This window comes from Salinimicrobium oceani, assembly GCF_012037645.1.
Map to the genome: position 1 here is coordinate 1 of NZ_JAAVJR010000960.1, position 382 is coordinate 382.

Sequence of the window (382 nt, forward strand, 5' to 3'; positions counted from 1 at the left end):
GCATATTTTCCTGTTTCATAAAAAAACAGACCATCCGTCATTCTCCAATACACCTCGGCACCAGCACTATAAGCTGCAGCCAGGAGAGCTTCATTGTTTCGGTTTTTGTTTTGAAGAATGATGAAAAGAAAATACCCAATCGCTCCCAGGAAGTAAAAAACAGATACTTTTTGGAAAGTATAAATTGCAAAAGCTATCCCTATATGTACCAGGAGCAATTTTACATATCGGGTATGGAGAATGCTTTTGATCGTTTAAGATTTATATTTTGTTTATGACATGAAAGCTCTATATTACTGGAATATATTCAAAAAAATTAATTACCTCCAGAATATTTTTTTCTTCTGAATATTCTACAAAAACTTTTAAATTCAGAACCTCT

Annotated in this window: 1 pseudogene; it reads right to left on the reverse strand. The window is 32.7% G+C overall.

Features of this window, described 5'->3' with window-relative positions:
• Positions 1-218, reverse strand: a pseudogene (locus HC175_RS24000) (O-antigen ligase family protein); the annotation flags it as partial.
• Positions 219-382: the final 164 nt, after the last annotated feature.